Genomic DNA, 15,345 nt, shown 5'->3' with positions numbered 1-15,345 from the left:
AGGTTATGGCTCTTGATATGTCCCAGTCTCTCCGCCACCAGATCGACGCCGGCAAATACGCTGATCCTGACGAGGTGCTGGCGGACCTGATCAAGCAGACCGCACTTTCGCCCGAGACGCGGGCGCAGATCACCGATCACGCCGCTCAATTGGTGCGCGACATCCGCCAGACCACCGCGCCCGGGCTGATGGAGGTCTTCCTCGCGGAGTACGGGCTCTCCACCGATGAAGGTGTCGCGTTGATGTGCCTGGCCGAGGCGCTGCTGCGGGTGCCCGATGCTGATACGATTGATGCGCTGATCGAGGACAAGATCGCCCCCTCTGACTGGGGGCGGCATCTGGGACACTCCACGTCCAGCCTCGTGAACGCCTCGACCTGGGCACTGATGCTCACTGGGCGCGTGCTTGATGATGAGCAACCCGGCCCCGTCCGCCATCTGCGGGCGGCCATCAAGCGGCTGGGCGAGCCGGTCATCCGCACCGCTGTCAGCCGGGCGATGAAGGAGATGGGGCGCCAGTTTGTCCTTGGAGAGGACATTAATAGCGCCATGGAACGTGCTGCACATATGGAGAAAAAGGGGTTCACCTACTCCTATGACATGCTGGGTGAGGCCGCGCGCACGGAGGCCGATGCGAAGCGCTATCACCTGAGCTATTCCCGCGCGATTTCTGCAATCGCAACGGCATGCACGTCCGAAGACATACGCAAGAATCCCGGCATCTCGGTCAAGCTCTCGGCCCTGCATCCCCGCTATGAGGTGGCGCAGGAAACGGCGGTGATGACAGATCTGGTGCCACGCCTGCGCGCACTGGCGCTGCTCGCGAAGTCGGCGGGTATGGGTCTGAACGTGGATGCGGAGGAGGCCGACCGGCTCGCCCTCTCGCTCGAGGTCATCGACCGGGTCATGGGGGAACCAGCTCTGGCCGGATGGGACGGCTTTGGCATTGTCGTGCAAGCCTATGGCCCGCGCGCGGGCACAGTGATCGACGCGCTTTACGAGATGGCCAAGCGGCATGATCGGCGGATCATGGTGCGGCTGGTCAAGGGGGCCTACTGGGATACAGAGATCAAGGCGGCGCAAGTAGACGGCGTCGATGGCTTTCCGGTCTTTACCCAGAAGGCGGCGACCGATGTGTCCTACATCTGCAACGCCAAACGGCTGCTGCAATTGACCGACCGGATCTATCCGCAGTTCGCGACGCACAACGCGCATACGGTCGCTGCCATCCTGCAGATGGCGGAGGACCCCGAAGCGTCTGAATTCCAACGGTTGCACGGCATGGGTGAGACGCTGCACACGCTCGTCATGACACAGAACGCCACTCGCTGCCGCATCTATGCGCCCGTCGGTGCGCACCGCGATCTGTTGGCCTATCTCGTGCGCCGGTTGCTTGAGAACGGCGCGAATTCCAGCTTCGTGAACCAGATCGTGGATGAAGACGTGCCTCCTGAAGTGGTCGCGGCGGATCCGTTCGATGCGCTAACCAACGCTCCGGCACCCTCCATCGCCAAAGGCCCTGAGCTGTTCCGCCCCCTGCGCGCCAATGCCCAGGGTTTCGATCTCAGCCATGCGCAAACGCTCGACGCGATCAACGCCGCCCGCGACGCTTTCGCAACCCATCACTGGGAAGCGCACCCGCTGCTTGCAGGCGAAATCGATCCGGATGAACCCAAGACAAAGGTGGCGAACCCCGCTGATGCGGACGGCGCGCCCGGCACCGTGCAAACCGCGACCGCCGCCGATTGCGAAACGGCGCTCGCCAATGCGGCGGTGTGGTCTGCCCCGCTCCACGAGCGCCGCGCGGTTCTGCAGGCCGCCGCCGATACGATGGAGGCGCGGTTTGGCGAGATTTTCGCGGTGCTCGCACGAGAGGCGGGGAAAGCGCTGCCAGACTGCATCGCCGAACTGCGCGAAGCGGTCGACTTTTTGCGCTACTATGCCGCCCAGGCCACCGACACGCCACCGGCAGGTGTTTTCACCTGCATCTCACCCTGGAATTTCCCGTTCGCCATTTTCTGTGGCCAGGTTACAGCCGCGCTGGCCGCCGGTAACGCGGTGCTCGCAAAACCCGCCGAGCAGACGCCGCTGGCTGCCTTTCTTGCCGTCTCGATCTTGCATGAAGCCGGTGTGCCCCGCAGCGCCTTGCAGCTGCTGCCTGGCGGCGGCGACATCGGTGCGCGCCTGACCGCCGACCCGCGGGTGGGCGGTGTGGCCTTCACTGGCTCCACCGCGACAGCGCTGCGCATCCGGGCGTCAATGGCAGAGAACTGTGCCCCGGGGACACCGCTGATTGCCGAGACAGGCGGGCTGAATGCAATGATCGTCGACAGCACAGCATTGCCGGAACAGGCCGTGCAGTCGATCATCGAAAGCGCCTTCCAGTCCGCCGGGCAACGCTGTTCCGCGCTGCGCTGCCTCTACGTGCAGGAAGACATAGCAGAGAGCTTCACCGAGATGCTGATCGGCGCGATGCGTGCGCTGCGGCTCGGCAACCCGTGGGAGCTTTCGACAGATGTCGGCCCGGTCATTGACGAGACCGCGCGCAAAGGCATCGCTGATCACATCGCACACGCGCGCGCCGACAGGCGGGTTTTGGCAGAGCTCGACACACCGACAGAGGGCACATTCATCGCGCCCACCTTGATCAAAGTTGACGGAATCGCCGCGCTTGAGCGTGAGATATTCGGGCCGGTTCTGCACCTTGCGACGTTCAAATCGCATGAGTTGGATGATGTGATCGACGCAATCAACGCAACCGGCTATGGGCTGACCTTCGGCCTGCATACACGGATCGACGACCGCGTTCAGCATGTCTCGGACCGGATCGAGGCGGGCAACATCTATGTGAACCGCAATCAGATCGGGGCCATTGTCGGCAGCCAGCCTTTCGGGGGCGAGGGCCTGTCTGGTACCGGGCCGAAGGCGGGCGGGCCGAACTATCTTGCCCGTTTTGCTGCCCCCGACCGCGAGACACACGAGGACGCGTGGGACAACGTGATGGAGCATCTGCCGGCCCTGCGCAGCGCACAACAGTCGCAGGCTGCGGCGCAGAGCCTGCCGGGCCCAACGGGCGAGTCCAACCGGTTGAGCACCCTGCCCCGCGCGGCCTTGCTCTGTGCGGGGCCAGGCCCCGAGACGGCGGCAGCTCAGGCCCACGCCGTGGAAGCCATCGGGGGCGTGGCCGTGACAGCAACGGGCTCCATCGATCCGGCGATGCTCACCGAAGGTCCAGCGTATGGCGGTGTGCTCTGGTGGGGGGATGGCGAGACAGGTCGGGCGATGGAACAGGCGCTGGCCGCCCGGGCGGGGCCGATCATCCCCCTGATCCCGGGCAGACCTGATATCACCCGCGTGCGTGCCGAACGTCATGTCTGCGTTGACACTACGGCCTCCGGCGGCAATGCCGCGCTGTTGGGGGCGTCGACCTGACGCAGCCGCATCCGCGGGACCGCCCCGACCCTCCCTTGACGCGCTGGGTCTGATCCCTCAGCGTGCGGCCATGTTTCCGATACGTGATCACAACCCTTCAGGCCGCACCCCCTATGTCACCTATGTGCTGATGGCGGCGAACATCGGCATCTTCCTCAGCTATGTGGGGATCATGCAGGATGCCCGACTGATCAGCAGCTTCTGGTTCGACTGGGCGCTGATCCCGGCGCGGCTCGAGGCGGGTCAGGGCACCTATACGCTGGTCACCTCGATGTTTCTGCACGGAGGCTGGATGCATCTGGCCGGGAACATGCTGTTCCTCTTCATCTTCGGTGACAATATCGAGGACGAGCTTGGCCATATGGGCTATCTGCTGTTCTACCTCGCGGCGGGTGTGGCGGCAGGCTGGGTGCAGTATGTTTCAGCCCCCGCCTCGACCATTCCCACGGTCGGCGCCTCAGGCGCGATCGCCGGGGTGATGGGCGCCTACCTTCTGCTTTTTCCCAAGGCGAAGGTCGACATCCTGATCATCTTCATCGTGTTCTTCCGTATCTTCCCGATCCCTGCCTGGATCATGCTGGCGGTCTGGTTCGCCCTGCAATTCGTCGGAGGCGTCGGGTCTGACCCCGATGCAGGCGGCGTGGCCTATTGGGCCCATGCGGGAGGCTTTGTCGCGGGGCTCGCGCTTGCCCTGCCCGTCTGGATGAAGCGGGGCGGACCCGCCTTTTGGAATCGCACCGATGGTCACCCGCCGCACCCAGTGGCGCGGTATCGGCTCGGCACCAGCAATATCCCGAAAGTCAGTCGGCGTCGCGGACCGAAGGGGCCGTGGAGCTGATCAGCCGCGCACGAGCTTTGCGAGCGGCGAGAAGAGCGCCTCATTCGCGCAGATGATCGACCCATCCTCGACTATGTCCCCGTCAGGAGCGATGGTCTCGACCAGGGCGCCCGCTTCGCGCACGATGATCAGCCCCGCGGCGATATCCCAGGCGTTCAAGCGCCGCTCCCAAAAACCGTCATAGCGGCCCGCTGCCACATAGGCGAGATCAAGCGATGCAGCGCCCCAGCGCCGGATGCCCGAACATGCGGGTGCGACACGCGCCATCTCCTTCAGCGTGTCCGGCAGATCGGACCGCCCGCCAAACGGCAGCCCGGTGGAAAACAGCGCTTCGATCATCTTGCTGCGCCCGGAGACGCGCAACCGGCTTTCGTTCATCCACGCGCCGGTCCCTTTCTCGGCAAAGAACATTTCGTCCTTGGCGGGGTCAAAGACCACGCCCGCCACGATCTGCCCTTTGTGTTCAAGCGCGATGGAGATCCCCCAATGCGGCAAGCCGTGCAGGAAGTTCGTGGTGCCATCGAGAGGGTCAACGATCCAGCGGCGCGTCGGGTCCTGCCCGTCTTCGGCCCCGCCCTCTTCGCCGAGCCAACCATAGGTCGGACGCGCGCCCATCAGGTCTTCCTTGATGATGCTCTCGGCGTTCACATCGGCACGGCTGACAAAGTCGCCTGCGCCTTTCATGGAGACCTGCAGGTTTTCCACCTCGCGGAAATCCTTCACAAGCGCGCGCCCTGCGCGGCGGGCGGCTTTGATCATGATGTTGAGGTTTGCGCTGCCAACCATTGCGGGCTCTCCGTTGGGGATCAGGCTGCGCGTATAAGTGCTGTGCATTGGCTTGCCAAGGGGGGTGGCCGCGCAAATCGCGGCATGGCCGGGCTGCGTGCCGCGCAACGCGGCTGGCGGCTCAGCGGGCGCTGAGCCAGGCCTCGACGCCTCCAGGCATCTCGGGCCGGAAATAGGCGATCATCCGACCGTCCGGCCCTGCGCTTGCGGTGTCTTCCCAAGGGCCGACTCCGTGCAACAGCAGACGGTGCAACAGGATTGCGCTGCCGACTGGCGCGTGCACAAGAATGCGCGGGCAGCTCTCGAAAACCTTTCGCCGGGCGCCCTGGTAGACCTCGGTCACATCATGATCGGACAAGCTGCCCGACGCCCCCTTGAAAGCCGCCTGAAAGGCCCGTTGCAGGATCAGGTGGCTGCCCGGCCAGATCACCAGTGGGGCCGCGGTTTCTGAGGCTTCCGTCATCGGCAACCCCAGAATGAAGGCGTGCGGCTCCTGTACGAACCGTCGCTTTGGGCTACCGACACCGATCAGGCCGTCCAAATGCGCTGCATCACGGTTCAGCCGGTAGCGAAACCCGGCGGCGCTCTCCCCCTCCCGCGGGCGAGGATAGCCGGGATATGTCACTGACAACTGTGCGGGATGCAACGCAGGCCAGCCCCCGCAATTAGCCGTTGCGAAATCGACGGCGGCACCACTGAGCGTTGGGCCATGAGCAACCCGACCCGCGGTGTCATTGGGCAGCGCGTCAAGGCCAACAAACCATGTGCCCTCGCATTGCAGCAGGTGCGCGTTCTGATCCGCCGCCACCGCCGCGCGCGCGTGCGGATGAGCATGGGTGACCCAGTCGAGAACCGCGGGTTCGGGCGCAAACACCGCCCACCCGTCTTCAAAGAAGGTCTCTGTGTCCGGAGGCGCGGTTACCAGCATGGCGCGCTCCTACGAATGCTAGGCGGCATATCGGCGGTTGAGATCATGATGTCGCCGATGTTCCTAACCCACCTTTTGAATGTCATCCATGGGCACGACCTGCGCCAATGCTTCGCGGACCAGATCTGGGCCCGCGCCAGGTCGATGGGCGCCTTCCGACAGGATGCGCCGCCACGCCCGCGCGCCGGGACGACCCGCGAAGAGCCCGAGCATATGCCGGGTGATCTGACCCAGCTTGCCCCCTTGCGACAGGTGATTGTCGATATAGGGCAGCATCTGCAAAACCGCCTCTTCCGGTACGCTGGCCTCTCCAATTCCGAAGATCAGGGGATCGGCTTGGCAGAGAATAGCGGCCGGATCGTGATAAGCGGCACGCCCGATCATGACACCATCGAGACCTGCGTCGAGAAGGGCACGGGCCTGGTCGAGACAGGTGATCCCTCCGTTGATGCTGATGTGCAGGTTCGGAAACAGACCTTTCATCTGCAACACCAGATCATAATCGAGCGGCGGAACATCGCGGTTTTCCTTCGGGCTGAGCCCGTGCAGCCAGGCCTTGCGCGCATGGATGCTGACGCGCTCACACCCCGCGCCCACGATCCGTGCGAGAAACTCGGGCAAGACCACTTGCGGATCCTGATCATCCACGCCGATCCGGCATTTCACCGTGACCGGGACGCTCACAGCCGCGCGCATGGCCGAAACGCAAGCCGCCACCAAGGCCGGTTGCTCCATTAGAACGGCGCCAAAGCACCCCGATTGCACCCGATCAGAGGGGCAGCCCACGTTGAGATTGATCTCGCAATAGCCTGCGTGTTGCCCTAGCAGAGCCGCCTGTGCCAACTCCTGCGGGTCCGAGCCCCCCAACTGCAGCGCAACCGGGTGGTCGGACGTATCATGGTCAATCAGATGCAGCGCCTCCCCCCGCACCAGCGCGGCGGAGGTCACCATCTCGGTGTAGAGCAGCGTCTGCTTGCTCAGCAACCGGTGCAAGTGCCGGCAATGCCGGTCTGTCCAGTCCATCATCGGTGCAACCGAAAACTTTGCGTGTTGGTCGAGGTGCATCTTCGAGAAGGGTCTCGCTCTGTGGTCCGTGCTTGTCGTTGCGCTGAGATACGCCAACAGAAGGGTTGCGTCCAGCAGCGCGGGTCATGTCTGGCGAGACCGGCTCTCAAGCGACGGTCGCGGAGCCGGCCTCAGGAAAGCGTGCTTCGCTGATAGCTTGATCTGGCCAGCCACTCCGGGGCGATCTCGACACCCCAGCCCGACTCATCGCTGACGCGCGCCTGCCCGTCGACAATCTCGTAAGGCGACGTGACAAACAGACCCTCCTGCCAGGGGTAATAGTCAGGCCCCTCAATGGAGAACTCCAGGTATTTTCCGGCGTTCGGGATGGCCCGTAGCAGATGCATGGTGAAGAGCGTCACCATCGACAGGTTGGCGCAGTGCGGCGTGACGGGCAGCCCTGCGTCGTGCGCCATCTTAACAACGCGCAGCGTGCGGGCGATGCCGCCCAGATACAGGATGTCGGGCTGCACGATGTCCACAGCGCGCATGTCGATCATCCGCCTCCACGTCGGCAGATCGCAGTCCTGTTCGCCGCCGGTCACATCAATGTCGAGCGCATCCGTCACCTCTTTGGTTTGCTCGAGTTCCCAATAGGGACACGGCTCTTCATAGTGAGAGAAGCCGTGATCCTGCAGCATGCGACCGACCTCGATGGCCCGCGCGGGCGAATAGCAGCTGTTGGCGTCGATCAGCAGAGCCGCGCCCTCACCCAGTTCGCGCCGCATGGTCGGGATGATCTCTTCAGTGCGACCGGGCCATTCATCGAGATTGCGCCCGACCTCTGAGCCCGCGCGCACCTTGAAGGCATCAAACCCCTTCTCGTCGCGCAGCCTCTTCAGCCGGGTCGCCTCTTCCATCGGTGTGATGTCTCGCTTCATGGAGGACGCATAGGCGCGGATCGGGCCCGGCCTACCACCAAGCAGTTCCACCACCGGTTTGCCCTGCTGTTTCCCCCGCATGTCCCAGATCGCGGTGTCCAGTCCCGCCATGGCCCGGCGCAGATAGGAGCCGGGAAACTTATGCTCACGCTCGGCGACGATATCGAGCAGGTCGTCAAGGTCTGTGGTCTCCTTGCCCAACGTCCAGGGCGCCACCTGCCGATGCAGCACCTGACAGGTGATATCGGCGTTATAGGTCGAGACCTGTCCCCAGCCTTGGGCTCCATCCTCGGCAGTAATGCGCACGAACCCTACGGCTTCATTGGTGAAGGTCTCGATGGAGGTGAGTTTCATGAAATGCCCTTTCAGCCGCGCGCGTCTTCCAGAATAAGATCAGATGCCTTCTCGCCCACCATGATCGCGGGCGCGTTGGTGTTTCCGGTCGGAATGGTTGGGAAAATCGAGGCGTCGGCAACCCGCAACCCCGCGAGCCCATGCACCGAAAGGCGGCCATTCACCACAGAGGTGCGCGCGTCGCTGCCCATCCTGCAAGTCGAACAGGGGTGGAAGACCGACCACGCGTGGTCCCGCAGGTAGGCGCTGATCTCTTCGTCGCTCTGCACACCTTCCCCGGGCAGATGCTCGGCTTTGATGACGGTTTGCATTGCGGGCGTCTCCGCGATCTTGCGGATCAGCCTGACCCCGGCCAGCATCACGGCGCGGTCGTGATCGGTCGCGAGGTAGTTGGGCTGCAGCTCCGGCGCCTGCATCGGGTCGGGTGACCGGATTTGCAGATAGCCGACGCTGGTTGGCTTGCAGGGGTTGAACCCCATGAGGAACGCCTTGAAGGGGTCGGGACTCATCAGCGGCCGCACCCCCACCGGCGCCCGGGTATAGCTGACCGGAGAGAAATAGAGTTGCAGATCGGGCCCGGGCGATGCCTCGGACAACCGCACAAACCCACCGCCCTGGTTGAGACTGAGCGACAAGGGACCGCGACGGGTCATGGCATAATGCAACACCGCTTTCATTTTGCCGGCGAGCGGGCGCAACTGCTGGTTCAGGCTCGGTGCATGGGAAAGATAATAGTTATCGCTGCCGAGATGGTCCTGGAGGTTTTGACCCACATGCGGGGCGTCCAACAGGACCGGTATCCCATTGTCCTGCAGAACATGCCCCGGCCCGATGCCGGACAGTTGCAGCAATTGGGGTGAGTTGATCGCCCCGCCGGAAAGAATGATCTCGGCCCGCGCCTCTGCGGTCTTGGCCTGCCCGTTCAGAAGGTAGTCCACGCCGACAGCCCGCTTGTCATCGAACCGAATGCGGGTGACATGAGCACGGGTTCTGATCGCGAGGTTCGGCCTTTTTTGGGCGGGGCGCAGATAGGCTCGCGCGGTCGATGCGCGCATCCCGCCGCGCGTATTGATCTGATAGCAGCTGGCACCCGACATCTTCGCCCCATTGTAGTCGGTGTTCGTGCTAATCCCGGCCTGCGCGGCAGCCTCCAGATAGAGACGCGTCAGGGGGTGGACCTCGTGCGACACGTCGTGCACAGGCAGTGGCCCACCGACACCCCGTGCCGCATCGGGCGGGCCGTCCCAATCCTCCATGCGCCGAAAGATCGGCTCCACATCGTCCCACCCCCACCCCGGGGCGGCGGCGTTCCATTCCGCATAGTCCCGCGGATGGCCCCTGACATAGACCATCGCATTGATTGCGCTGGAGCCGCCCAGTGTCTTGCCGCGTGGCCAATAGGAGCAGCGGTTATCCAGCGCCGGGACCGGCTCGGTCTGGTACTTCCAGTTGACCCGTGCATCGTGGAAGACCTTGCCGTATCCCAAAGGCACATGCAGCCAAGGGCTGCGATCCGGCCCGCCCGCTTCCAGCAGCAGCACGCTGTACCGTCCACAGCCCGTCAGACGATTGGCCAGAACAGACCCGGCGGAGCCCGCGCCAACGATCACATAGTCGAAGGTGTCCAAGCTATTTCTCCGTCGGCCCGCGCCCGAAGATCTGCGCGAGGATCATCATGATTGAGGTCAGCAGGATCATGATGGTCGAGATCGCTGCGATCGTCGGATCGATCTGATCGCGCAGGGCGTTGAACATGTTGCGGGTCAAGGTCGGGTTGTCCCCGCCCGATATGAACATCGCGACCACGACCTCGTCAAAGGACGTCAGGAAGGCCAGTAGCGCCGAGGTGACAATGGCAAAGCGGATCTGCGGCACCGTAATGGTCAAGAACGCTTTCCAGCGCGGTGCGCCAAGGCTGCGGGCCGCAAGTTCCTGGTTCATGTCGTAGCTCTTCAGTGCCGACCCCGTCACGATCAGCACGAGGGGCAAGGCCAGCACGCTGTGCGCCAGTACCAGCCCGGTCAGCGAATAGAGCAGCTTCATCTTGACGAAGACGTAAAAGGCACCGATGGCGACGAGCACCACCGGCACCATCATTGGCGTGATCAGCAGCAGGAAGGCAACGCGCACAGATGCGATCTGCGAACAGTGCAATCCGTAGGCCGCTATGACGCCAACCGGTGTGGCCACAAGCATCGTCAGCACCGCGGCCTTGAGTGAGGTTGCGGTCGCCTGCATCCACTCGGGCGATCCGAAGTAGTTGCGATACCACCGCAGCGACCATGTCTCTGGCGGGAACTCGAGGTATTGCGAATCCGAGAAGGACATCGGAATGACAATCAGCGTCGGCGCCACCAGCAGCAGCATGACGACGCCGGCAAAGATGTAGAGCCACAGCCTTTGGCCATGGGTGATCTGCGTCGCTGATGCGGGTGCGTTCAACCAGCGCAGCATCAGTGCCCGCCCCCGCCAGTGATCTGGCCCAGATTGGTAAAGCGCGATGCGAGCCACAGAATGAAAACTGTCAGAACCAGCAGCACGACGCCAAGCGCGCTTGCCGCGCCCCAGTTCACGAAAAGCTCAATATTGGAGACGATCTTCATCGAAACCATGATAACCTTACCGCCACCCAGCACGGCAGGCGTCACGAAGAACCCTAGGCAGAGCACAAAGACCATGAGAGAGCCAGCCAGAAGGCCGGGCATCGAGAGCGGGAAGAACACCGTCCAGAAGGCGGTCCGCGGGCTCGCGCCCAGGTTCGAAGCCGCCTTTAGATAGTCGTGATCAATCGCTTTCATCGCGTTGTAGACGGGCAGGATCAGGAACGGCAGCATGATGTGGACCATGCCGATCAGAGTGCCGGTCATGTTGTGCACGATCTTGATGGGCTCGCCCCAGAGCCCAAGCGAGATCGCCCACTGGTTGACCAGACCCTGTTTCTGCAGCAGCACCAGCCAGGCATAGGTGCGCACCAGAAGCGAGGTCCAAAACGGCACCAGCACCGTGATCAGCGCGAGATTGGCCAGACGGCTTGGCAGTTGCGACATGAAATAGGCCAGCGGGTAGCCAATGAGGATGCACAGACCGGTGGTCAGAAGGCTGACCTGGAAGGTGGTCACGAAAATCCGGTAGTAGGACTTTCGCTCGATCATTCGTTCGTAGTTTTCCAGAGAGAACGCCCCATCCGCACCGATGAAGGAGACGTAAAACAACCATCCAACCGGGATCACCAGGACGATCAGCACCATCAACAAGGCTGGCGAGCTGAGACCGAAGAGCTTCAGCCGTTCCAGTGCGCCATCGCGGCGCAGACCTTCGCGGTTGCCGGGATCATCGGCCACCTGGGAATGCAACGATGCTTCAGCCATCGCTGCCATCGATCAAAACGGTGTCCGCCGCATCAAGCGAGAGGGTGACCGGGTCGCCGATGGCAGGCAGTTGCGAGACGACGTCACCGCGAATGCCGCCCCGCAGGCTGACCTCGGGGCCCTCTGCCAAGCGCGCGTACATCAGGTAACTGTCGCCCTGATAAACCACGTTGGACACGGTGGCCTGGAACAGGTTGGCACTGTCCGGCGCGCTCTCTGACGCCAGCCGCAAACGCTCCGGGCGGACCATCAGAAGCAGGTCCTTCGCGGCCTCGGCGCGCCCGTGATGTTTGAGCTCAATCTCGCCATAGCGGATCTTGTCCCCAGCACGCGTAACCCGCAGGAAGGTGGATTCTCCAATGAAATCAGCAACAAAGCGGTTGGCCGGGGCGTCATAGAGTTGCTGGGGGGTGGCCAGTTGCATGATCCGGCCGTGATTGACCACGGCGATCCGGTCGGACATCGTCAGCGCTTCGCGTTGATCATGGGTCACATAGACGGTGGTCATGCCCAGTTTGTCATGCAGATGGCGCAATTCAATCTGCATCTGGTCCCGCAGCTTCTTGTCGAGCGCCGACAGCGGCTCGTCCATCAGCAGGATACGCGGCTCAAAAACAATCGACCGTGCGAGTGCAACGCGCTGCTTCTGTCCGCCAGACAGCTGATCGATCCGGCGTGGTCCGTAGCCGCCGAGTTGCACCGTCTCAAGTGCCGCTTCGACCCGAGTGGCGATCTCCGCCTGTGGACGTTTGCGCAGCCGCAGCGGGTAGCCGACATTTCCCGCCACTGTCATATGAGGAAAGAGCGCATAGTTCTGGAACACCATACCCACGTCGCGCAGATGCGGTGCCTTGCGGATGACCTCGGTCTCGCCGAACTTCAGGCTGCCCGCATCTGGCCTCGTAAAGCCCGCGAGCACCATCAGCAGCGTTGTCTTGCCCGACCCCGACGGCCCCAGCAGCGTCAGGAACTCCCCGCTTTTGACATCCAGTGACACATCATCAAGCGCGTGCACCGAGCCATAGGTCTTGGTGACATGGCGTACGGTGATCGGCAGGGCGTTGGACCCGGTGTTCAAGACAGTTCTCCCACCGTGATCCGCGGGCCAGCGATCGGCCCGCGGCACGTGATTGAGGCTGGGCCGATCACTCGGTCAGCATTTCCTGGTACATCTCATCTGCTATGGTCTCCCATTTTGCGTACCACTCCAGCGAAACTGGCAGCTGCAGCGCGGCATTCGCAGGCGAAGACGGCAGACTCGCCGCCATTTCAGCACTGATCTCGCCCGTCTCATAAGCGGCTTTGTTGGTGGGTCCATAGGTGATGTACTTTGGCAGATCATCCTGATATTCGGCCTTCGAAATCTCAGCGAGGAAGGCCATGGCCACATCCTTGTTCGGCGCGCCCTTCGGAATGGCGAAGCAGTCATAGTCAAGCAGCGCCTGATTGAAGCTGTAGGTCACCTTCGCGCCATCCTTCGCGGCATTGTCAAAGCGTCCGTTCCAACCGGTCGTCATATCGACCTCGCCGTCCTTCATCAGCTGCGCGTGCTGCGCACCGGATGACCAGAAGACGTCGATATGTGGTTTCAATTCGCGGATCTTGTTCAGAGCGCGCTCGATCCCTTCCTCTGAATCGAGGACCGTATAGACGTCTTCCATGGCCACGCCATCCGCCATGATCGCGGGCTCAAGCGCGCCTGCCACCTTGCTGCGATAGGCACGCTTGCCCGGGAATTTCTCGACATCGAAGAAGTCCGCCCAGCTTTGCGGCCCGGCGTCACCATACGTCTCCGTATTCCAGGCGTAGACGGTCGAGAAAACGTCACCGCCGACACAGAACTCGGATTTCAGGGTCGGATAGAACTCCGACACGTCGATGATCGAATAGTCCAGCGGCTCAAGCAGCCCTTCCGCACCGGCCCGCGCGGCGGACCCCGAGCCACTGGCGACGATGTCGAGTGACACCGCGCCCGATGAGACCTGCAGCCGGACGTCGGACATGCCCCCGTAGGTCTCCTGTTTCACCACAATGCCGGTCTTTTCCGACGCGGGCTCGAACAAGGCCTTGCTTTGTGCCTCCTGGTAGGAGCCGCCCCAGGACGCAATCGTCACCGTTTTTTCCTCGGCATAGGCGGCTGGTGCCAGAAGTGCCGTCGCCAGCGCGAGACTGATTTTCCGTTTCATGGTCTTCCTCCGTGTTGTCTGTTGGCGCGGTCCGTTGCGGACGCGCATATCGCCTGTGCTTTTGTCCGAGCGGCCTGGCGTGGGGGCCGTTCGGTTGATTTAGGTCGCAGCCATCGCCGCGCGTCTGGTTTGAACCCGGTCCCGCCTGCGGTACCAGGCCACAGTCGCGGGCAGAAACCAGGGGTTGCCGGTGTAGAAGGGCCGTGTGGGGTTCTGCAGGCCATCGAAGGCCGTCGCCCCCTCTGCAAGGCCAAGAACCTTCTGGCCCAGCCGTTTGCCAAGGTAACTCGCCATCGACACGCCGGAACCGCAATACCCCATCGCGTAGTGCACGCCGTCATGCACGCCGGTGTGCGCGAGCTCATCGAAGGTATAGGCCACCCGCCCCATCCAGGAATGGGTTATGCGGCTCTCGGAGAGCTGCGGGAAAATGCGGCACATATCATCGAACAGCCGTGGGCCGCTGATCATTGTATCGGTCTCGCTGGCCGAAACACGCCCGCCGAACAGCACTCGGCGACGGTCTGGTGAGGACCGATAGTAGTAGACGACCTTGCAGGTGTCGCTGGCGATGCGGTCGGTCGGGAACAGCTCATCGATCAGAGCTTCCGGCAGAGGCTCGGTGGCGATCATATAGCTGCCGATCGGAATAACCCGGCGTTGCAGCCAGGGCGTCAGGCTTGTGGTGTAGCCGTTGGTGGCCACAACCACATCGCGCGCCCGAATGGCGCCCTTGGCCGTAGACAGGTGAAACCCACCGGTGTCACGGGTAAGGCCAGTGACCGCGCAATGGCCCACAACATGCACGCCTCCCGCCGTGGCGAGCGACAAGAGCCCTCGGTGATACTTGGCCGGATTGATCGAGGCATGCCGCGGAAAGACGACACCGCCATAATAGCTGTCGGACCCAAGCTCTTGCCGCTGGTCCGATTTCGGAATGACATGCGCGGTGATCCCCTCGGCTCGGGCGAGGCACGCGGCGTTCCGGGCAATCTCTTCGTAATGCTGTGGCGTGTGGGCTGCGTGGTACCGGCCATTTCGGCGAAAGTCACAGGCAAGACCCTCGGTCGAGACAAACTCTTCGATCCAGTCAAGCGCCGCCTCCCCCTCCTTGCGAATGGCCCGCGCGCGCTCCATGCCGTATCGGGCCGCAAGCTTGTCCAAAGACGGTTTTACACTGGTGCTGATCTGGCCGCCGTTTCGCGTGCTGCAGCCCCATCCAGGGGCTTCAGCGTCCATCACCATAGTCGTCCGCCCGCCGCGTGCCGTTTCGATTGCGGCATTCAAACCGGTATACCCCGAGCCTATGATTGCGACGTCGACAGTTTTCAGTGGCTCGGTCGGAAGCGACTCGACCGGCGGCAGACCGTCGAGCCAGTAAGAGCTGTCTTTGCACTCCGGCCTCAAGGCCGTTTGCCGCGCCATCCCGTGCTCCTCACACGCCCCGGCCAAACGACCGGACCCAAGTTTAATAGCAAAAGAGCGTTCCCACCCCCCGTATCAGTTGA

General features: G+C 62.9%; 12 protein-coding genes. 2 read left to right on the top strand and 10 right to left on the bottom strand.

Annotated features, from left to right (window positions below; all coding sequences use genetic code 11):
* The first annotated feature begins 17 nt into the window (after nucleotides 1–17).
* Both putA and ACVC7O_RS09510 read left to right on the top strand, forming a co-directional pair.
* Nucleotides 18–3,431 carry a bifunctional proline dehydrogenase/L-glutamate gamma-semialdehyde dehydrogenase PutA gene (gene putA, locus ACVC7O_RS09515; protein WP_458325850.1) on the top strand — a complete coding sequence of 1,138 codons (3,414 nt, stop codon included), beginning with the start codon at nucleotides 18–20 and terminating at the stop codon, nucleotides 3,429–3,431.
* A gap of 70 nt (nucleotides 3,432–3,501) precedes the next feature.
* Nucleotides 3,502–4,269 (top strand): rhomboid family intramembrane serine protease, encoded by a 768-nt coding sequence (locus ACVC7O_RS09510; RefSeq protein ID WP_458325849.1) that lies wholly within the window; start codon nucleotides 3,502–3,504, stop codon nucleotides 4,267–4,269.
* Here ACVC7O_RS09510 and ACVC7O_RS09505 read toward each other — a convergent pair whose 3' ends face one another.
* The 10 genes from ACVC7O_RS09505 to ACVC7O_RS09460 all read right to left on the bottom strand — a co-directional run bounded on the left by ACVC7O_RS09505 (nucleotide 4,270) and on the right by ACVC7O_RS09460 (nucleotide 15,262).
* On the bottom strand, nucleotides 4,270–5,055 hold the full coding sequence (locus ACVC7O_RS09505) for an inositol monophosphatase family protein (RefSeq protein ID WP_458325848.1): 786 nt from the start codon (nucleotides 5,053–5,055) through the stop codon (nucleotides 4,270–4,272).
* Between the two features lie 121 nt (nucleotides 5,056–5,176).
* A complete protein-coding gene (locus ACVC7O_RS09500) occupies nucleotides 5,177–5,983 on the bottom strand; it encodes a hypothetical protein (RefSeq protein WP_458325847.1) in 807 nt (268 codons plus the stop codon).
* Between the two features lie 63 nt (nucleotides 5,984–6,046).
* The gene (gene dusA, locus ACVC7O_RS09495) at nucleotides 6,047–7,048 is read right to left on the bottom strand and encodes a tRNA dihydrouridine(20/20a) synthase DusA (RefSeq protein WP_458325846.1); all 1,002 of its coding nucleotides are present in this window, start codon (nucleotides 7,046–7,048) and stop codon (nucleotides 6,047–6,049) included.
* Nucleotides 7,049–7,179: 131 nt separating this feature from the next.
* Nucleotides 7,180–8,283, bottom strand: coding sequence for a mandelate racemase/muconate lactonizing enzyme family protein (locus ACVC7O_RS09490; protein WP_458325845.1), 1,104 nt, complete (start codon nucleotides 8,281–8,283; stop codon nucleotides 7,180–7,182).
* Between the two features lie 11 nt (nucleotides 8,284–8,294).
* Nucleotides 8,295–9,911 (bottom strand): GMC family oxidoreductase, encoded by a 1,617-nt coding sequence (locus ACVC7O_RS09485; RefSeq protein WP_458325844.1) that lies wholly within the window; start codon nucleotides 9,909–9,911, stop codon nucleotides 8,295–8,297.
* Between the two features lies 1 nt (nucleotide 9,912).
* Nucleotides 9,913–10,737: an ABC transporter permease gene (locus ACVC7O_RS09480; protein ID WP_458325843.1), complete on the bottom strand. Its 825-nt coding sequence runs from the start codon at nucleotides 10,735–10,737 to the stop codon at nucleotides 9,913–9,915.
* The gene (locus ACVC7O_RS09475) at nucleotides 10,737–11,651 is read right to left on the bottom strand and encodes an ABC transporter permease (RefSeq protein WP_458325842.1); all 915 of its coding nucleotides are present in this window, start codon (nucleotides 11,649–11,651) and stop codon (nucleotides 10,737–10,739) included. Before ACVC7O_RS09475 ends, ACVC7O_RS09480 begins: the two co-directional genes overlap by 1 nt.
* Nucleotides 11,644–12,729 carry an ABC transporter ATP-binding protein gene (locus ACVC7O_RS09470; RefSeq protein ID WP_458325841.1) on the bottom strand — a complete coding sequence of 362 codons (1,086 nt, stop codon included), beginning with the start codon at nucleotides 12,727–12,729 and terminating at the stop codon, nucleotides 11,644–11,646. Before ACVC7O_RS09470 ends, ACVC7O_RS09475 begins: the two co-directional genes overlap by 8 nt.
* A gap of 67 nt (nucleotides 12,730–12,796) precedes the next feature.
* A complete protein-coding gene (locus tag ACVC7O_RS09465) occupies nucleotides 12,797–13,837 on the bottom strand; it encodes an ABC transporter substrate-binding protein (RefSeq protein ID WP_458325840.1) in 1,041 nt (346 codons plus the stop codon).
* Between the two features lie 99 nt (nucleotides 13,838–13,936).
* Nucleotides 13,937–15,262: an NAD(P)/FAD-dependent oxidoreductase gene (locus ACVC7O_RS09460; protein ID WP_458325839.1), complete on the bottom strand. Its 1,326-nt coding sequence runs from the start codon at nucleotides 15,260–15,262 to the stop codon at nucleotides 13,937–13,939.
* Nucleotides 15,263–15,345 lie beyond the last annotated feature (83 nt).

The sequence above is a fragment of the Roseobacter cerffii genome, assembly GCF_054226325.1.
The sequence above is the reverse complement of the archived record's forward strand: the minus strand, read 5'-3'. Positions and strand labels throughout refer to the sequence as shown.